Raw genomic sequence first — 14,609 nt, 5'->3', positions numbered from 1 at the left:
GGGCGTCCATCGAACAGGTATTTCGAAACCCCAAGGAGTCCGGGCATGTTGTCCAAGGTCCTCGTCGCCAACCGCGGCGAAATCGCGGTCCGCATCATTCGCACGTGTGCAGAGGCCGGTGTAGCCAGCGTCGCCGTGTACTCGGAGGCGGACGAGAAGGCACTGCATGTGCGGCTGGCCGACGAGGCGGTCCTGCTCGGCGCGGCCTCCGCGTCGGAGTCGTACCTGGCGATCGACAAGATCATCGAGGCCGCCAAGAGCACCGGTGCGCAGGCCGTGCACCCCGGCTACGGCTTCCTGGCCGAGAACGCGGCGTTCGCCAAGGCCGTGGAAGACGCGGGATTGATCTTCATCGGGCCGCCCTCCTCGGCGATCGAGGTGATGGGTTCGAAGATCGCCGCCCGCGATCTCGCCGCGAAGGCCGACGTCCCGCAGGTCCCCGGCTCGCAGGGCACCATCGCCTCCGTGGCGGACGTGATCGCGTTCGGTGACGAGCACGGCTACCCGGTGGCGATCAAGGCCACCTACGGCGGTGGCGGCCGCGGCATGCGCATGGTCGCCTCGGCCTCGGACGCCGAATCCGCGTTCGCCTCGGCCAAGCAGGAATCCGCCGCCGCGTTCGGTCGTGACGACGTCTACCTCGAGCGGTACCTGTCCAGCGCTCGCCACGTCGAGGTCCAGGTCTTCGCCGACACCCACGGCAATGCGGTATGGATCGGCGACCGCGACTGCTCGGTGCAGCGCCGGCACCAGAAGCTGATCGAGGAAGCACCCGCCCCCGGCCTGTCGGACGAGCTGCGCCGCGCCATGGGCGAGGCGTCGGTCCGCCTGGCCAAGCAGGTCGGCTACGTCGGCGCCGGCACCGTCGAGTTCCTCGTCGAGGCCGACCGGGAGGCCTTCTACTTCCTGGAGATGAACACCCGCATCCAGGTCGAGCACCCGGTCACCGAGATGACCCTGGGCCTGGATCTGGTCGCCGAGCAACTCGCCGTCGCCGCCGGCGAGCCGCTGTCGATCACCGAGTCCGGCGCCGACCCGCGAGGGCACGCGATCGAGGTCCGCGTCAACGCCGAGGACACCCGCGGCGCCCTGTTCATGCCCAGCCCCGGCCCGATCGCCACCGTGCAGGCACCGACGCGCGCCGGCGTCCGCTGGGACGGGGGCTACGAATCCGGCGACGAGGTCCAGCCGTACTACGACAGCCTGGTCGGCAAGCTCATCGTGTGGGCGCCGACCCGAGACCGCGCCCTGGACCGGCTGACCCTCGCCCTCGACGAGCTGATCATCGACGGCGTGCCCACCACCGTCCCGGCCGCACGACAGATCATTGCGCACAAGGACTTCCGCAACGTCGCCATGCACACCAACTGGCTCGAGCGCGACATCGACTTCGCCTCGCTGCTGCCGCCGGTCGAGGACCTGTCCGACACCGATGCCGAGGACACCGAGGAGATGCTGCCCCGCAACGAGGCGTGGGTCGGTGACCGCCGCTACGTCATCCCGTTCTTCACCCCCGCCGGCCCGGCCGCTGCCGCGCCCGTCGCCGAGCCGCAGGCGCGCCGCGCCGCGACCGGCGGACCACGGAAGAAGCGGGGCGGCGGCGCCGCGGCGAGCGGTGAGGCCAAGAGCCCGATGCAGGGCACGGTCGCGCAGATCGACGTCGAGGTCGGCGCCCAGGTCGAGGCGGGGCAGGTGCTGATGGTGCTGGAGGCGATGAAGATGCAAAACCCGATCCGCGCCGCCGTTAACGGTGTCGTCGAGTCCTTGCACGTCGAGGTCGGGCAGGTCGTGGCGGCCGGAGCATCCCTGGCCACCGTCGCGGCGGCAGGTGAGTGAGATGACCACACCCGCAGGGCCGCCGGTCGCGGTCGTCACCGGCGCCGGAGGCGGACTCGGAGCCGTCACCGCCACGGTGCTCGGCGAACTCGGCCTGGCGGTGGCCTGCGTCGACATCGACGAAGTCGCGGCCAAGCGCACCGCCACCGAACTGGGCAACAACGGGGTCACCAGCGCCGCGTACGGCGTGGACATCACCTCCGAATCGGCGGCCGGCTCGTTGGTCGACGCGGTGCACGTCGACCTCGGCCAGGTATCCCATCTGGTCAACATCGCCGGCATCCTGCGCCGCACCCATCTCGCCGACACCACCGCCGACTCCTGGCGGCAGGTCATGGACGTCAACGTCACCGCCCCGTTCCTGCTCACCCAGGCCTTCGCGGACGATCTGAAGGCCGCCGAGTACGGGCGAGTAATCAACTGCGCGTCCTTCGCCGGCACCCGCGGCTACGAGTACCCCGCCTACGCCGCCTCCAAGGCCGCACTGATCAACCTGACCAGCTCCCTGATGTTCGACTTCTGGGGCACCGCGGTCACCGTGAACGCCGTCGCCCCCGGCGCGATGGTCACCCCGATGCTCGACCGCCCCGCGGCAGAGCGGATGGCGGCCAAGACACCGACCGGACGCATTCTCGACCCCGACGACGTCGCCGCGGTCATCGGTTTCCTCGCGGGCCGCACCTCACGCGGGGTCAACGGCACCACCACCGTCATCGACGGCGGCGCCTCCCTGCTGTTCAGCTACAAGTAGCGCCCCCACCGACGATTCGTAATCCACTACCTCCGAAACAGTTTGGAAAGATCATGACTGACATTCTCGACGAGAAGACCACAGCGGCCCCGGTCGGCCCGCACGAAGAGCTCGAGACGCGGCTGGCCAAGGCCCGGCTCGGTGGCTCGGAGAAGCAACGCCAGAAGCAGATCGATGCCGGCAAGATGCTCGTGCGCGACCGGTTGGAACTCCTGTTCGACAACAGCTGGTCCTTCGAGGACGGCCTGCTCGCCCGCTACGACGAAGGCCTGCCCGGCGACGCCGTCGTCACCGCGGTCGGCAAGGTCGACGGCCGCGATGTCGTCGTCATCGCCAACGACTACACCGTCAAGGCCGGCACCTGGGGCAAGCGCACCTTCGAGAAGATCGTCCGCGCCCAGGAACTCGCCGACTCCACCGGCACCCCGATCGTGTACCTGTTCGACTCCGCGGGCGCCCGCATCGACGAACAGTTCGAAAGCTTCGTCGGCCGCCGTGCCTGGGGCAACATCTTCTACAACCAGGTCCAGATCTCCGGCCGCGTCCCCCAGGTCTGCGCCCTCTTCGGGCCCTCCCCCGCCGGCTCGGCCTACGTGCCCGCGCTGTGCGATCTGACGATCATGGTCCGCGGTCACGCCACCGCCTACCTCGGCTCCCCCCGCCTGGCTCAGATGGTGACCGGTGAGGACGTCACCCTCGAAGAGATGGGTGGGGCGGAGATGCACTCGACCGTCTCCGGTCTCTCCGACGTCCTCGTCGAGGACGACGCCGAAGCGATTGCCGCCGTGCGGGTATGGCTGTCGTTCCTGCCGTCGAACTGGCAGCAGGAGCCCCCGATCACCGCTCCGGCCGACCCGTCCGGTACCCGGACCATCAAGGAGATCGTCCCCGAGGTCGAATCCGAGATCTTCGACATCCACGAGCTGATCGACTCCCTCGTCGACGACGCCAGCTTCTTCCCGTACAAGGATTTGTTCGCCCCGGAACTGGTCACCGGATTCGCGCGCCTGAACGGCCAAAGCGTCGGCATCGTCGCCAACCAGCCCACCGTGAAGGGCGGGGTAATCTTCCCCGACTCCTCCGACAAGGCCGCCCGGTTCATCTGGATCTGCAACGCCTACAACATCCCGATCCTGTTCCTGGTCGACATCGCCGGCTACATGATCGGCTCCGAGGTCGAACGACAGGGCATCATCCGGCACGGCGCGAAGATGATCTTCGCCGTCTCCGAGGCCCGCGTGCCCCGCATCACGGTGCTGCTGCGCAAGGCATACGGCGGCGGGTACCTCGCAATGTCCGGTGCCCCGATGCAGCCGGACGCCCTGATCGCGCTGCCGACGGCCAAGCCCGCCCTGATGGGCCCGGATGCCGCCGTGAACGGCATCCACTACAACCGCATCCAGGCCATCGAGGATCCGGAGGAGCGGGCCGCGTTCATCGCCGAGAAGCAGGCCGAGTACGCCGCCGGGATCGACGTGTTCAAGATCGCCAACGAGAACGCCGTCGAAGCGGTCGTGCCCGCGAACGAGCTGCGCAACGAGCTCACCCAGCGTCTGGCGCTCTACCGGAAGCGGGACCGCACCGCGCCCGCCCGCCGAAATGGCGTCACCCCGGTATGAGCGCGCCGGTGCTCGCGCCGCGGCGGGAACGTCTCACCGGTGTCGTCACCGGTGCGGGCACCGGGATCGGTCGGGCCTGCCTCGAAGTGCTGGTCGACCACGGCGCCCGCGTCGACGCGTGGGATCGCAGCGACGAGGCGCTGGCAGATCTTGCCGGGCGTGAGGAGGTCGCTCCCCGTACCGTCGATGTCACTGATGCGGCGGTGGTCGGATCCGCAGCGTCGGCGGCGTTGAAGCACTGGGGCCGCATTGACTTCGTGATCAACTGCGCAGGCGCGTTTTTGGTCGGTCCGCTGGCCGACGTCAGTGCCGCGTCGGTGCGTGCACTGTTCGAGGTGAACGTACTCGGGACGACGGTGGTCACGCAGGCGTTGCTCCCGGCGCTCAAGAGCAGCCGGGGGTCCATCGTGAACGTGGCCAGCTCGGTCGCCCTCAAGCCCACCGCCAGCAATGCGCACTACGCGGCGTCGAAGGCGGCGGTCGCGCACCTGACCCGGTGCTGGGCCCTCGAGTTGGGGCCTGAGGGGGTTCGGGTCAATTCCGTCGCTCCCGGACCGACGCCGACCGCGATCTACCGGACCGCCGGAATGAGCGCGGAGCAAGAGTCGACGCTACTCCGCGAGCGGGCTGAGGCGATTCCACTGCGCCGGGTCGGCGATCCCGTCGACACCGCCCGGTGGATCGCACGGTTCGCGCTCGAGGACGACTGGACGACCGGTGTCGTTCTTCCGGTGGATGGTGGTATGGCGCTCTGACGCCGCGCATCCTCGCCATTCGCTTTCGGCACCCGGATCCCGGGCCCTCACGACGAGGGCCCGGGATCCGGTGCCTCCCGTCGGATCAAGTCAACCCTCGACTCCGAAAGCGACCTATCCCGCAGTGCCTGATCGTTCGGACCACCACATCGACCGGGACTGGCAGCACCGCGCCTCATGTCGCGGCACCGACACCGAGAGGTTCTTCTCCCCCGACGGTGAACGCGGCAGCGTCCGCGCCCAGCGTGAGCACGCCGCCAAACAGATCTGCCAGGACTGCCCCGTGCTCGCCGAATGTCGCACCCACGCCCTCGCCGCCACCGAGGCTTACGGCATCTGGGGTGGCATGTCCGAAAACGAGCGCGCCCGCCAGACCAGACGTACCCGCCTCGCGTCCCGGCCCGGGGAGTTCGTCGCGCCACCGGACCCTCGAACCGCGCCGGACCCGAGCACGTCATGAGGTAGAACAGTCACGGCCACCCACCTACGACGCACCGAGAGTCATCGAATCCGGCGAGTACGCAGGAACGTTGCTCGAACAGGTGGCGGCCAGCAGGGAAGAAGCGCAGTCACCCCTCGTACACGTCGAGGACATGCGTGATTCCGAACAGTCCGGCAAATCACCTGCACCAGTCGCATTCTGTTCCACTGCGCACTTTGTCAACGTCAGGCCCGGCCGTGGCGCGCGTATGAGCCGCCCTCACTGAGGCGAGAAGACACGCAGCGCAAAGCCCACTGCCCCTTCACCCGAAACGTTTCCGTCGCGGGTGAAGGGGCAGTGGGGATGGTCCCGCGGCCAGACTTGAACCGGCCACGGAATCCGACGGCTTCTAGCCGCCGACCTTTTGACTTGCGCCGGCGTCGATGGGCAGGTTGATTCCAGTGATGTACCGCGACTCGTCCGAAGCCAGGAAGAGCACGGCGTTGGTGATGTCGATGGGTTCGACCCACGGGATGTTCGGGAGCGAGTGCATTGTCGCGAACGCGTCGCGGGAATCCTCGAGTGTCGGATGCGCGAGGTCCGGTCGGAATAATCCGTAGAAGGTCTCGTTCTGCAGGAGTTTGGTGTTGACGTTCGTCGGATGGACCGCATTGACACGGATCCCCTTGGGGCCCAGCTCGTTCGCGAGGGTGTGCATCAGTCCGACGATGCCGTGCTTGGCGGTGACGTAGTGGCCGACGTTCGGGTAACCGTTCAAGCTCGACGTCGATCCGGTAAAGATGACCGAACCACCTTCGCCCCGCTCGACCATGTTCGGCACCGCGGCCTTCACGGTGTGGAAGACACCGGTCAGGTTGGTGTCGATCATGTCGTTCCACTGCTCTTCGGTCAGGTCCAGGACCTTGTTGGCCGAGATGATGCCTGCGTTGGCACAGACGATGTCGATACGGCCGAACTCGGCGAGGCCATCGGCGACCGCAGCCTCCATCTGCTTCAGGTTGCGCACGTCGGCCTGCGCGATGACCACGCGGCGGCCCAGCTCCTCGACCAGTCGCGCCGTTTCCTTCAGGTCGTCGAGCGACGCCATCGGGTACGGCACACTGCCGATCTGGTCGGCGATGTCGATGGCGATGATGTCAGCGCCCTCTTTGGCCAGCCCCAGTGCGTGTGAACGGCCCTGGCCGCGCGCGGCCCCGGTGATCAGGGCGACCTTGCCCTCCAAGCGGCTCATTGAGTTTCCAATCTCTCGATGTACGTCCCTGCCGATGCCGGCGGAGCAACCAACAAACGTACGTGCGTTTGTTTAATAAGAGTGTGATATGAGCGACAGCAAATGTCAACCATGCGTGCGGGGCGAGGACGAGGGCGCCCGCTGTATGCAGCATTGCGGCACATTACGGCCACAGAACGATCAACAGGGCCCGGGAAGCATTCTCCGCGAATGCATTACCGAGCCAACGGGACGAACAGCGCAGCGCTGCCACGTGAGTACGCGGCAGTAGTCATCGATCGGGGGACGCCCGTTTGTCACCAAAGTTGTCAGCCCGCGCCCAGGGCTGAAGCCCCGGGCGCGGGCTGAATGGAAATACGGTCGGATCAGCCGGCGTTCTCGACGCCGAGCTGGCGCAACGCCATCTTGATGTAGGTGTTGACGACCTTGTCGAGCGACTTGGGTCCGCCGGGTTTGTACCAGGACGACACGTGCGCACCCTGAGCCAGTATCGAGTACGTCTGCAGTTTGGCATCGAGGATGTCAGCGCCGGTCTCCTTGGCCACGTCCTTGATGAGTTTCTGCAGCAGGCGCTCGTACTCGGCACGCTTGGCGAGGACCAACTCCAAGTCTCCGTCGCTCAGGGCCCGGAGCTCGGTATTGCCGATGAACGTTTCCCGCGCATGCTCCGCGTGGTAGCGGATGTGGCAGTCGACTGCCGCTTTGAACCGGTCCAGCGCACTCCCATCGATGCTGACGAGCGCTTTGTTCACGGCTTCGAGGAGTTCGTCCATGACCGACACCATGATGTCTGTCAGCAACTCTTCTTTGCCGCTGATGTGGTTGTAGAGGCTGCCGACCTGGATGCCGACCTCGCTCGCGACGGTGCGCAGCGACGTGGCCTCGTAGCCGTGCTCGTAGAACAGGCTGGCCGCGGCCTCCCGTATAGCGACGTTGGTGCGCGCGCCGCCGCGTGTCACCCGAGTTGCTCGCGTCACTGTGCCCCCTCCGAGGTAAATTGGACGGTCCCCGAGGGGGCCGGCAAGCGGTCTCAGGAACAATCGTACGTTAGTCGATCGCTATTCTCGCTGATTGTCGGCACGGTTGTCACCAGCCCATCGTCGCCCGGATGTTGGTTTTGACAATCTTGCCGCTGGGATTCATCGGCAGGGCGTTCGGGCCCACGAGCGCGATCATCTTCGGGACCTTGTATCCAGCCAAGTGCTTGCGCAGGAACGTGGCGATCTCCGTCTCCGTGACGGTCTGACCCGGCCGAACGGCGATCACCGCTCGCACTTCCTCGTCCCACTCCTCACTCGGCACGCCGAGGACGGCGGCTTCCATGACAGCCGGGTGCGTGTGGAGCAACTGCTCGATCTCCGAGCTGTACACGTTCTCGCCACCGGTCTTGATCATGTCCTTGGCCCGGTCGCGGAAGTACAGGTAGCCATTTTCGTCGCGAACCGCCAGGTCGCCGGTACGCAGCCACCCGTTGTCGAGCACCTCCTTGGTGGCCTCCGGTCGACCGAAGTATCCGGTCATCAGATTGGGGCCCCGGACGCAGATCTCTCCGATCTCCCCCACCGCGGTCGGGGCACCGTCGTAGAGATCACGCAACTCGACCTCGGTGAGGAGGTATTCGGTGCCGATCGAGCCGTCGATCTCCGGCCGGAGCATGTCCTGCGGGAGCAAACGGGTGACCATCGGCCCGGCTTCGGTGAGGCCGTAGCGGAAGAACAGGTCGACGTCCGGGATCAGTGCCGACACTGCCAGCTTGTCCGGCATGCGCAGCAACCCGGCACCGGTGTGGAGGGCCTTGAAATTGTTGCGGAACCCGTCGGTGTCGAACGTGCCCGACTTGAGCATGCGCCGGATCATGTTGGGCACGAGGAACATGTTGGTGATCGACTCGCGCGCGACGAGGTCGGCGATCTCCTCTTCCACGAATTTGTGAACGAGGACCGAGCTGTTCCCCGTGACGTAATGGGGCAGGAACCAGCACAGCAGTGCGGCGGAGTGGAAGAGCGGGGTGACGACCAGGCCACGATCGTTCGGGCGGCCACCGATCCGGCAGTCGGCGATTTCGTTGACTGCGTTGGTCAGGATCGCCGAGTGCGAGAGCACGACCCCCTTGGAGAAGCCGGTGGTGCCGCCGGTGAACAGAATGCAGGCAGCATCCGATGCTTGAACCGGCATATCCTTGATCGGTTCCGATCGCAGCAGGTGATCGAATTCGTCCCCCTCGTGCACCACGGCGACCGGCGCTTCGAGGCCATCACCGGCCAGGACCTCCGCGATTGCGGCGTCGAAGCCGTCGCCGACGAGTACGACACGGGCGCCGGTCTCGTTGATGCCGTGGGCCAGCTCCTCGGTTGCCCATCGCCAGTTGTAAGGGACGAAGGCGGCGCCGGCAGCAACGATTCCCAGGAAGGTTTCGATACTGAAGGCAGTGTTGCCCGCCAGCACGCCGACGGTGTCACCGGGCTCGACACCCCGCGCCCGCAGGCCGGCGGCGATAAGCCACGCCCGGTCCGCGAGTTCTCCATGGGTGAGCCGGCGCGTACCGTCGAAGATCGCTTCGCGTTGGGGCACCAGCCGCTCGTTGCGACGAATAGCGTCGACGAGAGTAAACATCGTTCTCCTTAGCCGTACAAGAGCCGTACAAGTGTTGCTGTGGTCTTCAACACTACGTTAGGCGTACGTACGTTCGCTAGTCCTACGGTTCTGGAATTCCCGCCGACTTGCAGCGAATGCCGAATGACCGCCCTCTGGGGCAAGACAGCTAATGGCTCGCGTACCGCGACGTCTGCCACACGGTCGCCTCATGGGTGGACGAGGAGTACGACAAGCGCCTCGACGAAAGGGCGGCCGCGGAACACCCCACCCGGGGCACTCCTTCAAGCGACGGGCCCTACCTTCGCCGGCAGGTGGGTCAGGCGCCACCAATCAGCCGGCGGGCGTTGCCCTAGCGATCAGGCATCAATGGTTCCCCCGCCCCGCCGGCTCGTCATATCAGTCTCGCGTGTACACCTCCACGCCCCCGACAAACGTTGATTGAACGCCGATTTTCGAGATCTGGTCGTGCGGTACTTCCAGCGGATCCTCGTCCAGGACCACGAAGTCGGCGAGCCGGCCTGCGGCGAGTGTGCCCTTGCGGTCTTCCTCGCCGGTGGCAACCGCTGATCCTGCTGTGTAGATCGCGAGGGCTTCGGTCGGCGAGACACGTTGCGACGACCCGACGAGGGCACCGTCCCACCCGGTTCGAGTGACCATGCTCTGCATCGCCAGGAGGGGTTCCACTGCTCCACAGGGGAAGTCGGAGGACCCCGCCACTGCGACTCCGGCATCGAGGAACGCCCGGTGCGCAAACATCCGCTCCACCCGGTCCTCGCCGTACCAATCGATCAGATGGCTGCCATGTTGATGGACGTAGTTGCCGAAGGGGACCGCGATCGCGGAAAGCTCGTTCATGCGCCGCAAGATGCCCCCGTCCACCACACTGCAGTGTTCGATGCGGTGCCGCAGTCCTGGTCGCGGCATTTTCTTCTGCGCGGTTTCGAATTCGTCGAGGACGAGCCGGATGGCGCGGTCGCCGTTGGCGTGGACGCAGACTCGGTTGCCGTCACCGTGCACCTTCTGGACCACCTCCGCGAGTTCCTCACGGGTGAGCACCTGGATGCCGTGATGACCGGTGTCGTGGTCCGGCTCTTCCAGCAGGAGGGTTCGTCCCCCGACAGCGCCGTCGACGAGCGCCTTCACTCCGACGAAGCGCAGGTAGTCGTCGCCGAAACCCGAGCGTAGGCCGAGCCGGTGTACTGAGTCGTAGTGCTCGGCGGCGAGAAGGAATCCGACACGCATCGTCAACAGGCCTTGCTCGCGAGCTGCCTCGAAAAGGCGAATGTCCGCGGGCCCGGCAAATGCGTCGCAGACCGATGTCAACCCTGCTGCGTGCCAACGGCGAATTACATTCCCTAGCGCTGCTATCCGCTCGTCGAGTCCCAACTCGGGTACGACCGTCCTCCCGTCGACATCGCCCTGGGCGTAGGCGAAATCGGTGAGAGCGCGCTCATAGAGAATGCCGTTGAGCCGACCAGTTCCGTCCCGTCCGAAGTCACCTCCGCTGGGCGGCTCCGAATTGTCGGTGATGCCTCCCGCGGCGAGCGCTGCGGAGTTGACCACTCCCCAATGACAGGCGACGTGGAGGACGATCGTGGGAACGTTCCCGGTGACGGTGTCCAGGTCCCAGCGGGTCAGAACCCGACCTTCGGGCATCTTTGCGTCGTCGTAGCCCACCGCGCGGACCCAGCCCTGTGCAGGGTCGGCCTTGGCCGCAGCACCGACTTTGTCGAGTAGTTGCGTGAGCGTGGATGCCTGCGAGGGTGACACGTCGAGCTTCAGTTCGTTCTCGGCGGCCATAGCGAGGTGCAGGTGTGCGTCGTGAAATCCGGGTGAGATCACGGCGTCTCCCCTGTCGTCGACCCATGCGGTGGGGAATTGTCGGTGCAGATCGTCGGAGTCGCCGAGCGCAACGATACGGTCACCGATCATCGCGATCGCGTTGGCGGATTCCGCAGCGGAGGTGAGGATTCGACGTCCGCGAACGATGCGCGGTCGTGCGGGTGTGTTCATGAGATGGTCCTTAGATCGTGATGGTGATGGTGGTGGTGGTGGTGTTCAGTCGACTTCGGCAACGACGTGACGCTCGGTCGCGACGTTGAGGCTGACATCTGTGCGCTCCGAGTGAGGGGCGGGCCGAGTTCGCGTTCGCCGGGCGAGCAGGACCACACACGCCAAGGTGAGCAAGGTGAGGGCCACGTGGTACAACGCCACCATGGCGATACCGCTGCCGGCGAGGAGCCACTGAGCGATGAACGGCACCATTCCGCCGATCAACGTGGCCGACAACTGGTAAGCCAAAGAGATACCGGTATAGCGGATCCGGGCGTCGAACGCTTGCGCGAGGAAACCGGCCAACACGGCAAAGTACGCCGGACTCGTCAGAGCACCGAGGGCGAGGCCGACGTAGATCAGACCAATGTCCCCTGTGCTGACCAGCGCATAAACAAGCGGCGTCAAAATCACCGTGGCGACCAGCGCCGTCACCATGATTCGCGTCCCCCCGAAGCGATCCGCCAGGAGTGCGCCGATGGGTTGGACGAAGAACTGCACGACCGTTGCCAGCAGCAAAGCCGACAAGATCGTCGATCGGCTGACACCCAGGTCCGTGGTCGTCCACGCAACCATGAACGTGCCCATGAAATAGGCTCCACCGACACCGATCGCCGCGGCTCCGATTCCGAGAAGGAGCGGGACGGGAGCGGTTCGGATGGTATCGAGTGCCGGCGTCTCGGAAATTTCCCCATGCTCCTTCGCTGCAAGGAATTCCGGTGATTCCTCTACGCCGATTCGAATGATCAACCCGACCAGAAGCAGTACCGCCGAGAAGAGGAATGGGATCCGCCAGCCCCAGGAGGCGAAATCGTCAGCCGGGAGTGTGCTGACGCCCAGAAAGGCGAGGGTCGCCAAGATGTTGCCGACGGGCGATCCCTGCTGCGCGAAAGCACCGAACAGCATCCGTCGGCCGGGCGGCGCGTGCTCGGCGGCGATCAACACCGCACCACCCCACTCGCCGCCCAACGCGAGTCCTTGAATCATCCGGAGCAGGATGAGCAGAACTGGAGCGGCGATGCCGATCGACGCGTAGCCGGGCAAAAGTCCGATGGCGGTACTGGACAGACCCATCAGGACGAGGGTGGTGATCAGCGTCTTCTTCCGGCCGATCCGATCGCCGAGATGACCGAACACCACACCCCCGAGAGGACGGGCCAGGAAACCTGACCAGAACGTCGCGAACGAGGCGAGCAGTCCCACGGTCGGCGATGCCGACGGGAAGAACACGGGCCCGAAAGCGAGTGCGGCCGCGGTACCGAAGATGAAGAAGTCGTACCACTCCACCGTGGTGCCGATCAGCGCGCCGAAGCCTGCTCTCCGAGCCCCGCGAAGGTTCGGGACGGCCTCGGAACCCGGGCCGGATATAGCGTTCATGCCTTCTCCTCGAAAGAAACGGAGCCATGAGCCGGCTCACAGTCACGTGCGTGGAGATAAGTGTGCAGAGTGCTGCTATAACCGTCCAATATCCATTTCGCAGCAGGCCAATGCCTAGGAGGCATGGTGGAGATACGTGTACTTCGGTACTTCCTCGCGGTCGTCGACCACGGGTCGGTTACGGCGGCCGCCCGCGCGGTGAGAGTGGCGCAACCCTCGCTCTCCCGGCAACTTCACAATTTGCAGCAGAAGTTGGGTGTCGAATTGTTTCGCCGCGGACCGGGCGCCCTACGTCTGAGTGTCGCAGGCGAACGTTTCCTGCCGCTCGCCCGCGACCTCGTGGCGCGGGCCGACCAAGCGAGCTCAGTACTCAGGCACCTCGCCCGAGGCGACGACATCCCACTGACGATCGCGGCGCCGGCGACCACCATCGCCGACGTCCTCGGTCCGTATCTCGCTGGTCGATACCTGAGGTCAGGACTGAACGACATCATCGAGCGGGATACCCGCACCGTGTACGACGTGGTCCAGCGCGGAGATGCCGACATCGGCATCTCGACGTTCCCTCCACCCGGGTCGATGGAGACCCGAGTCATCGGCCGCGCCCCGGTGTGCGCGCTGGCATCACCGGAACATCCCCTGGCCGGACAGACCCAAGTCGCCTTAGCCGACCTCGTTCGAGAATCGCTCATCCTGATGCACCGCAACAACGCTGCCCGACTCGCATTCGACACCGCCACCGCCGGCCAAGGCCTCGCCTACGTCGACCCCCGAGTTGTGTCAGTGACATCTGTAGCCAGAGCACTCGCCGCATCGGGCCAGGGGGTTGCTGTACTGACCGATCAACCCCTCTTCAACCTCATCCGCGTGCCGATCCAGATCCCCGAAGGCATCCTCGCCGTCACCCTCTATGCGGGCTGGGATCCCGACCACTTCGCCGCGCCCGCAGTGTCGGCACTCGTCGATTCGATCTCCGACTACCACCGAAACGTCCTGACGCCGACGGCGGAGATCACGATCGCCGACCCACTGCACACGCCCGACCGACCGTGACACCGGCGTTCACTGCGCGAGGAAGTCGGCGAGAGCCTGCGCCACGAGGGCAGGCTCGTCCTCGGTGAGGAAGTGCCCGGCGCCGGGCACGAGCGTCGCTCGCGCCCCGGGGATGCGGCGCGCGAGAGCGTCGGCGAACGACCGGTCCAGCCATTCGTCGTCCGCACCCCACACGATCTGCACCGGCACCTTCACGGTGCCGAGTTTCTCGACGACGTCGGCGGTGTCGCGTTCGTCGAAGTATTGAACCTGGTCGAGGTAACGCTGCTGCCCGCTCGCGCCCGCGAAAGGACCGAGGTAAGCCTCCGCGACGGACGACGGCAGCCGACGACGCGTCGCGGTGTCGAGGTGCGCCTCGGTGATCCGCTGGAAGGTGTGCGTCGGCATCGTGCGGTACACGTCGAGGTGGCGTTGCATGTGCTGCGCCACCGGCGTCACCCACGGCGAGAGCACCGCCGCGTCGAGGAGTGCGATTCGCCGGACCGGGACTCCCTCGACGAGGTGTGCGCGGAGCACCGTCGCCGCACCGATGTCGTGGCCGACCAGCACAGGCCGGTCGAGCCCCCAGTGTTCGACCAGCCGGGTCAGCACGCGAGCGTGCGTGCGGATCGCCACCGGCTCGCCGGGAACCGGTGGCGAGTCCCCGTAGCCCGGGAGGTCCCAGACATACACCGTGTTCCGCTCGGCGAGGCGGGGAATGACCGCGCGCCACAGATACGACGACGAGGGCGTGCCGTGTACGAGGACGACGGGCGGGCCGTCGCCGAAGACTCCGGCCGCGACGGTGGCCCCGTCCACCGTCAGCCGGTCGGGCAGGCGCCACCGGTCGGTATCGACCGTGTTGGAGATCTGCTGTCGAGTCATGATCATCCTCCCGAGACGTAATGGTTAAACTGGA

At 66.1% G+C, this 14,609-nt stretch carries 12 protein-coding genes; 6 read left to right on the top strand and 6 right to left on the bottom strand.

What is annotated here, in order from left to right; translation table 11 throughout:
- Positions 1-45: 45 nt before the first annotated feature.
- The 5 genes from QM693_RS02335 to QM693_RS02315 all read left to right on the top strand — a co-directional run bounded on the left by QM693_RS02335 (position 46) and on the right by QM693_RS02315 (position 5,421).
- Positions 46-1,836 (top strand): acetyl/propionyl/methylcrotonyl-CoA carboxylase subunit alpha, encoded by a 1,791-nt coding sequence (locus QM693_RS02335; protein WP_283351238.1) that lies wholly within the window; start codon positions 46-48, stop codon positions 1,834-1,836.
- A 1-nt stretch (position 1,837) separates the two neighbouring features.
- A complete protein-coding gene (locus tag QM693_RS02330) occupies positions 1,838-2,587 on the top strand; it encodes an SDR family NAD(P)-dependent oxidoreductase (protein ID WP_064080348.1) in 750 nt (249 codons plus the stop codon).
- A 53-nt stretch (positions 2,588-2,640) separates the two neighbouring features.
- Positions 2,641-4,206: an acyl-CoA carboxylase subunit beta gene (locus QM693_RS02325; protein WP_283351237.1), complete on the top strand. Its 1,566-nt coding sequence runs from the start codon at positions 2,641-2,643 to the stop codon at positions 4,204-4,206.
- A complete protein-coding gene (locus QM693_RS02320) occupies positions 4,203-4,961 on the top strand; it encodes an SDR family NAD(P)-dependent oxidoreductase (RefSeq protein WP_283332193.1) in 759 nt (252 codons plus the stop codon). Before QM693_RS02325 ends, QM693_RS02320 begins: the two co-directional genes overlap by 4 nt.
- Positions 4,962-5,085: 124 nt before the next feature.
- Entirely contained in the window at positions 5,086-5,421 is a 336-nt protein-coding gene (locus QM693_RS02315) for a WhiB family transcriptional regulator (RefSeq protein ID WP_283351236.1), read from the top strand.
- A gap of 370 nt (positions 5,422-5,791) precedes the next feature.
- Here QM693_RS02315 and QM693_RS02310 read toward each other — a convergent pair whose 3' ends face one another.
- The 5 genes from QM693_RS02310 to QM693_RS02290 all read right to left on the bottom strand — a co-directional run bounded on the left by QM693_RS02310 (position 5,792) and on the right by QM693_RS02290 (position 12,658).
- Positions 5,792-6,634, bottom strand: coding sequence for a mycofactocin-coupled SDR family oxidoreductase (locus QM693_RS02310; RefSeq protein WP_005250628.1), 843 nt, complete (start codon positions 6,632-6,634; stop codon positions 5,792-5,794).
- A 365-nt stretch (positions 6,635-6,999) separates the two neighbouring features.
- Positions 7,000-7,611, bottom strand: a complete 612-nt coding sequence (locus QM693_RS02305) for a TetR/AcrR family transcriptional regulator (RefSeq protein WP_283351235.1) — start codon at positions 7,609-7,611, stop codon at positions 7,000-7,002.
- Between the two features lie 109 nt (positions 7,612-7,720).
- Entirely contained in the window at positions 7,721-9,247 is a 1,527-nt protein-coding gene (locus QM693_RS02300) for a class I adenylate-forming enzyme family protein (protein ID WP_283351234.1), read from the bottom strand.
- 378 nt (positions 9,248-9,625) lie between these two features.
- The gene (locus QM693_RS02295; protein WP_283351233.1) at positions 9,626-11,242 is read right to left on the bottom strand and encodes an amidohydrolase; all 1,617 of its coding nucleotides are present in this window, start codon (positions 11,240-11,242) and stop codon (positions 9,626-9,628) included.
- A gap of 45 nt (positions 11,243-11,287) precedes the next feature.
- Positions 11,288-12,658: an MFS transporter gene (locus QM693_RS02290; RefSeq protein WP_283351232.1), complete on the bottom strand. Its 1,371-nt coding sequence runs from the start codon at positions 12,656-12,658 to the stop codon at positions 11,288-11,290.
- Between the two features lie 123 nt (positions 12,659-12,781).
- Here QM693_RS02290 and QM693_RS02285 point away from each other — a divergent pair, with 123 nt between their 5' ends.
- Positions 12,782-13,711 carry a LysR family transcriptional regulator gene (locus tag QM693_RS02285; RefSeq protein WP_283332200.1) on the top strand — a complete coding sequence of 310 codons (930 nt, stop codon included), beginning with the start codon at positions 12,782-12,784 and terminating at the stop codon, positions 13,709-13,711.
- Positions 13,712-13,720: 9 nt separating this feature from the next.
- On the opposite strand, the gene QM693_RS02280 is transcribed toward QM693_RS02285, so the two are convergent.
- A complete protein-coding gene (locus QM693_RS02280; RefSeq protein WP_283351231.1) occupies positions 13,721-14,575 on the bottom strand; it encodes an alpha/beta fold hydrolase in 855 nt (284 codons plus the stop codon).
- Positions 14,576-14,609 lie beyond the last annotated feature (34 nt).

This window comes from Rhodococcus sp. IEGM 1305 (assembly GCF_030058635.1).
In the GTDB taxonomy this organism is placed as follows: Bacteria; Actinomycetota; Actinomycetes; order Mycobacteriales; family Mycobacteriaceae; genus Rhodococcus_F; species Rhodococcus_F opacus_D.
This window is presented reverse-complemented; position numbering and strand designations above follow the sequence as displayed.

Excerpts from the sequence above, each read along its gene's own strand:
- QM693_RS02285 (WP_283332200.1), top strand. The coding sequence starts at position 12,782 with ATGGTGGAGATACGTGTACTTCGGTACTTCCTCGCGGTCGTCGACCAC.
- QM693_RS02280 (WP_283351231.1), bottom strand. The coding sequence starts at position 14,575 with ATGACTCGACAGCAGATCTCCAACACGGTCGATACCGACCGGTGGCGC.
- QM693_RS02300 (WP_283351234.1), bottom strand. The coding sequence starts at position 9,247 with ATGTTTACTCTCGTCGACGCTATTCGTCGCAACGAGCGGCTGGTGCCC.
- QM693_RS02295 (WP_283351233.1), bottom strand. The coding sequence starts at position 11,242 with ATGAACACACCCGCACGACCGCGCATCGTTCGCGGACGTCGAATCCTC.
- QM693_RS02310 (WP_005250628.1), bottom strand. The coding sequence starts at position 6,634 with ATGAGCCGCTTGGAGGGCAAGGTCGCCCTGATCACCGGGGCCGCGCGC.
- QM693_RS02320 (WP_283332193.1), top strand. The coding sequence starts at position 4,203 with ATGAGCGCGCCGGTGCTCGCGCCGCGGCGGGAACGTCTCACCGGTGTC.
- QM693_RS02330 (WP_064080348.1), top strand. The coding sequence starts at position 1,838 with ATGACCACACCCGCAGGGCCGCCGGTCGCGGTCGTCACCGGCGCCGGA.
- QM693_RS02335 (WP_283351238.1), top strand. The coding sequence starts at position 46 with ATGTTGTCCAAGGTCCTCGTCGCCAACCGCGGCGAAATCGCGGTCCGC.
- QM693_RS02325 (WP_283351237.1), top strand. The coding sequence starts at position 2,641 with ATGACTGACATTCTCGACGAGAAGACCACAGCGGCCCCGGTCGGCCCG.
- QM693_RS02290 (WP_283351232.1), bottom strand. The coding sequence starts at position 12,658 with ATGAACGCTATATCCGGCCCGGGTTCCGAGGCCGTCCCGAACCTTCGC.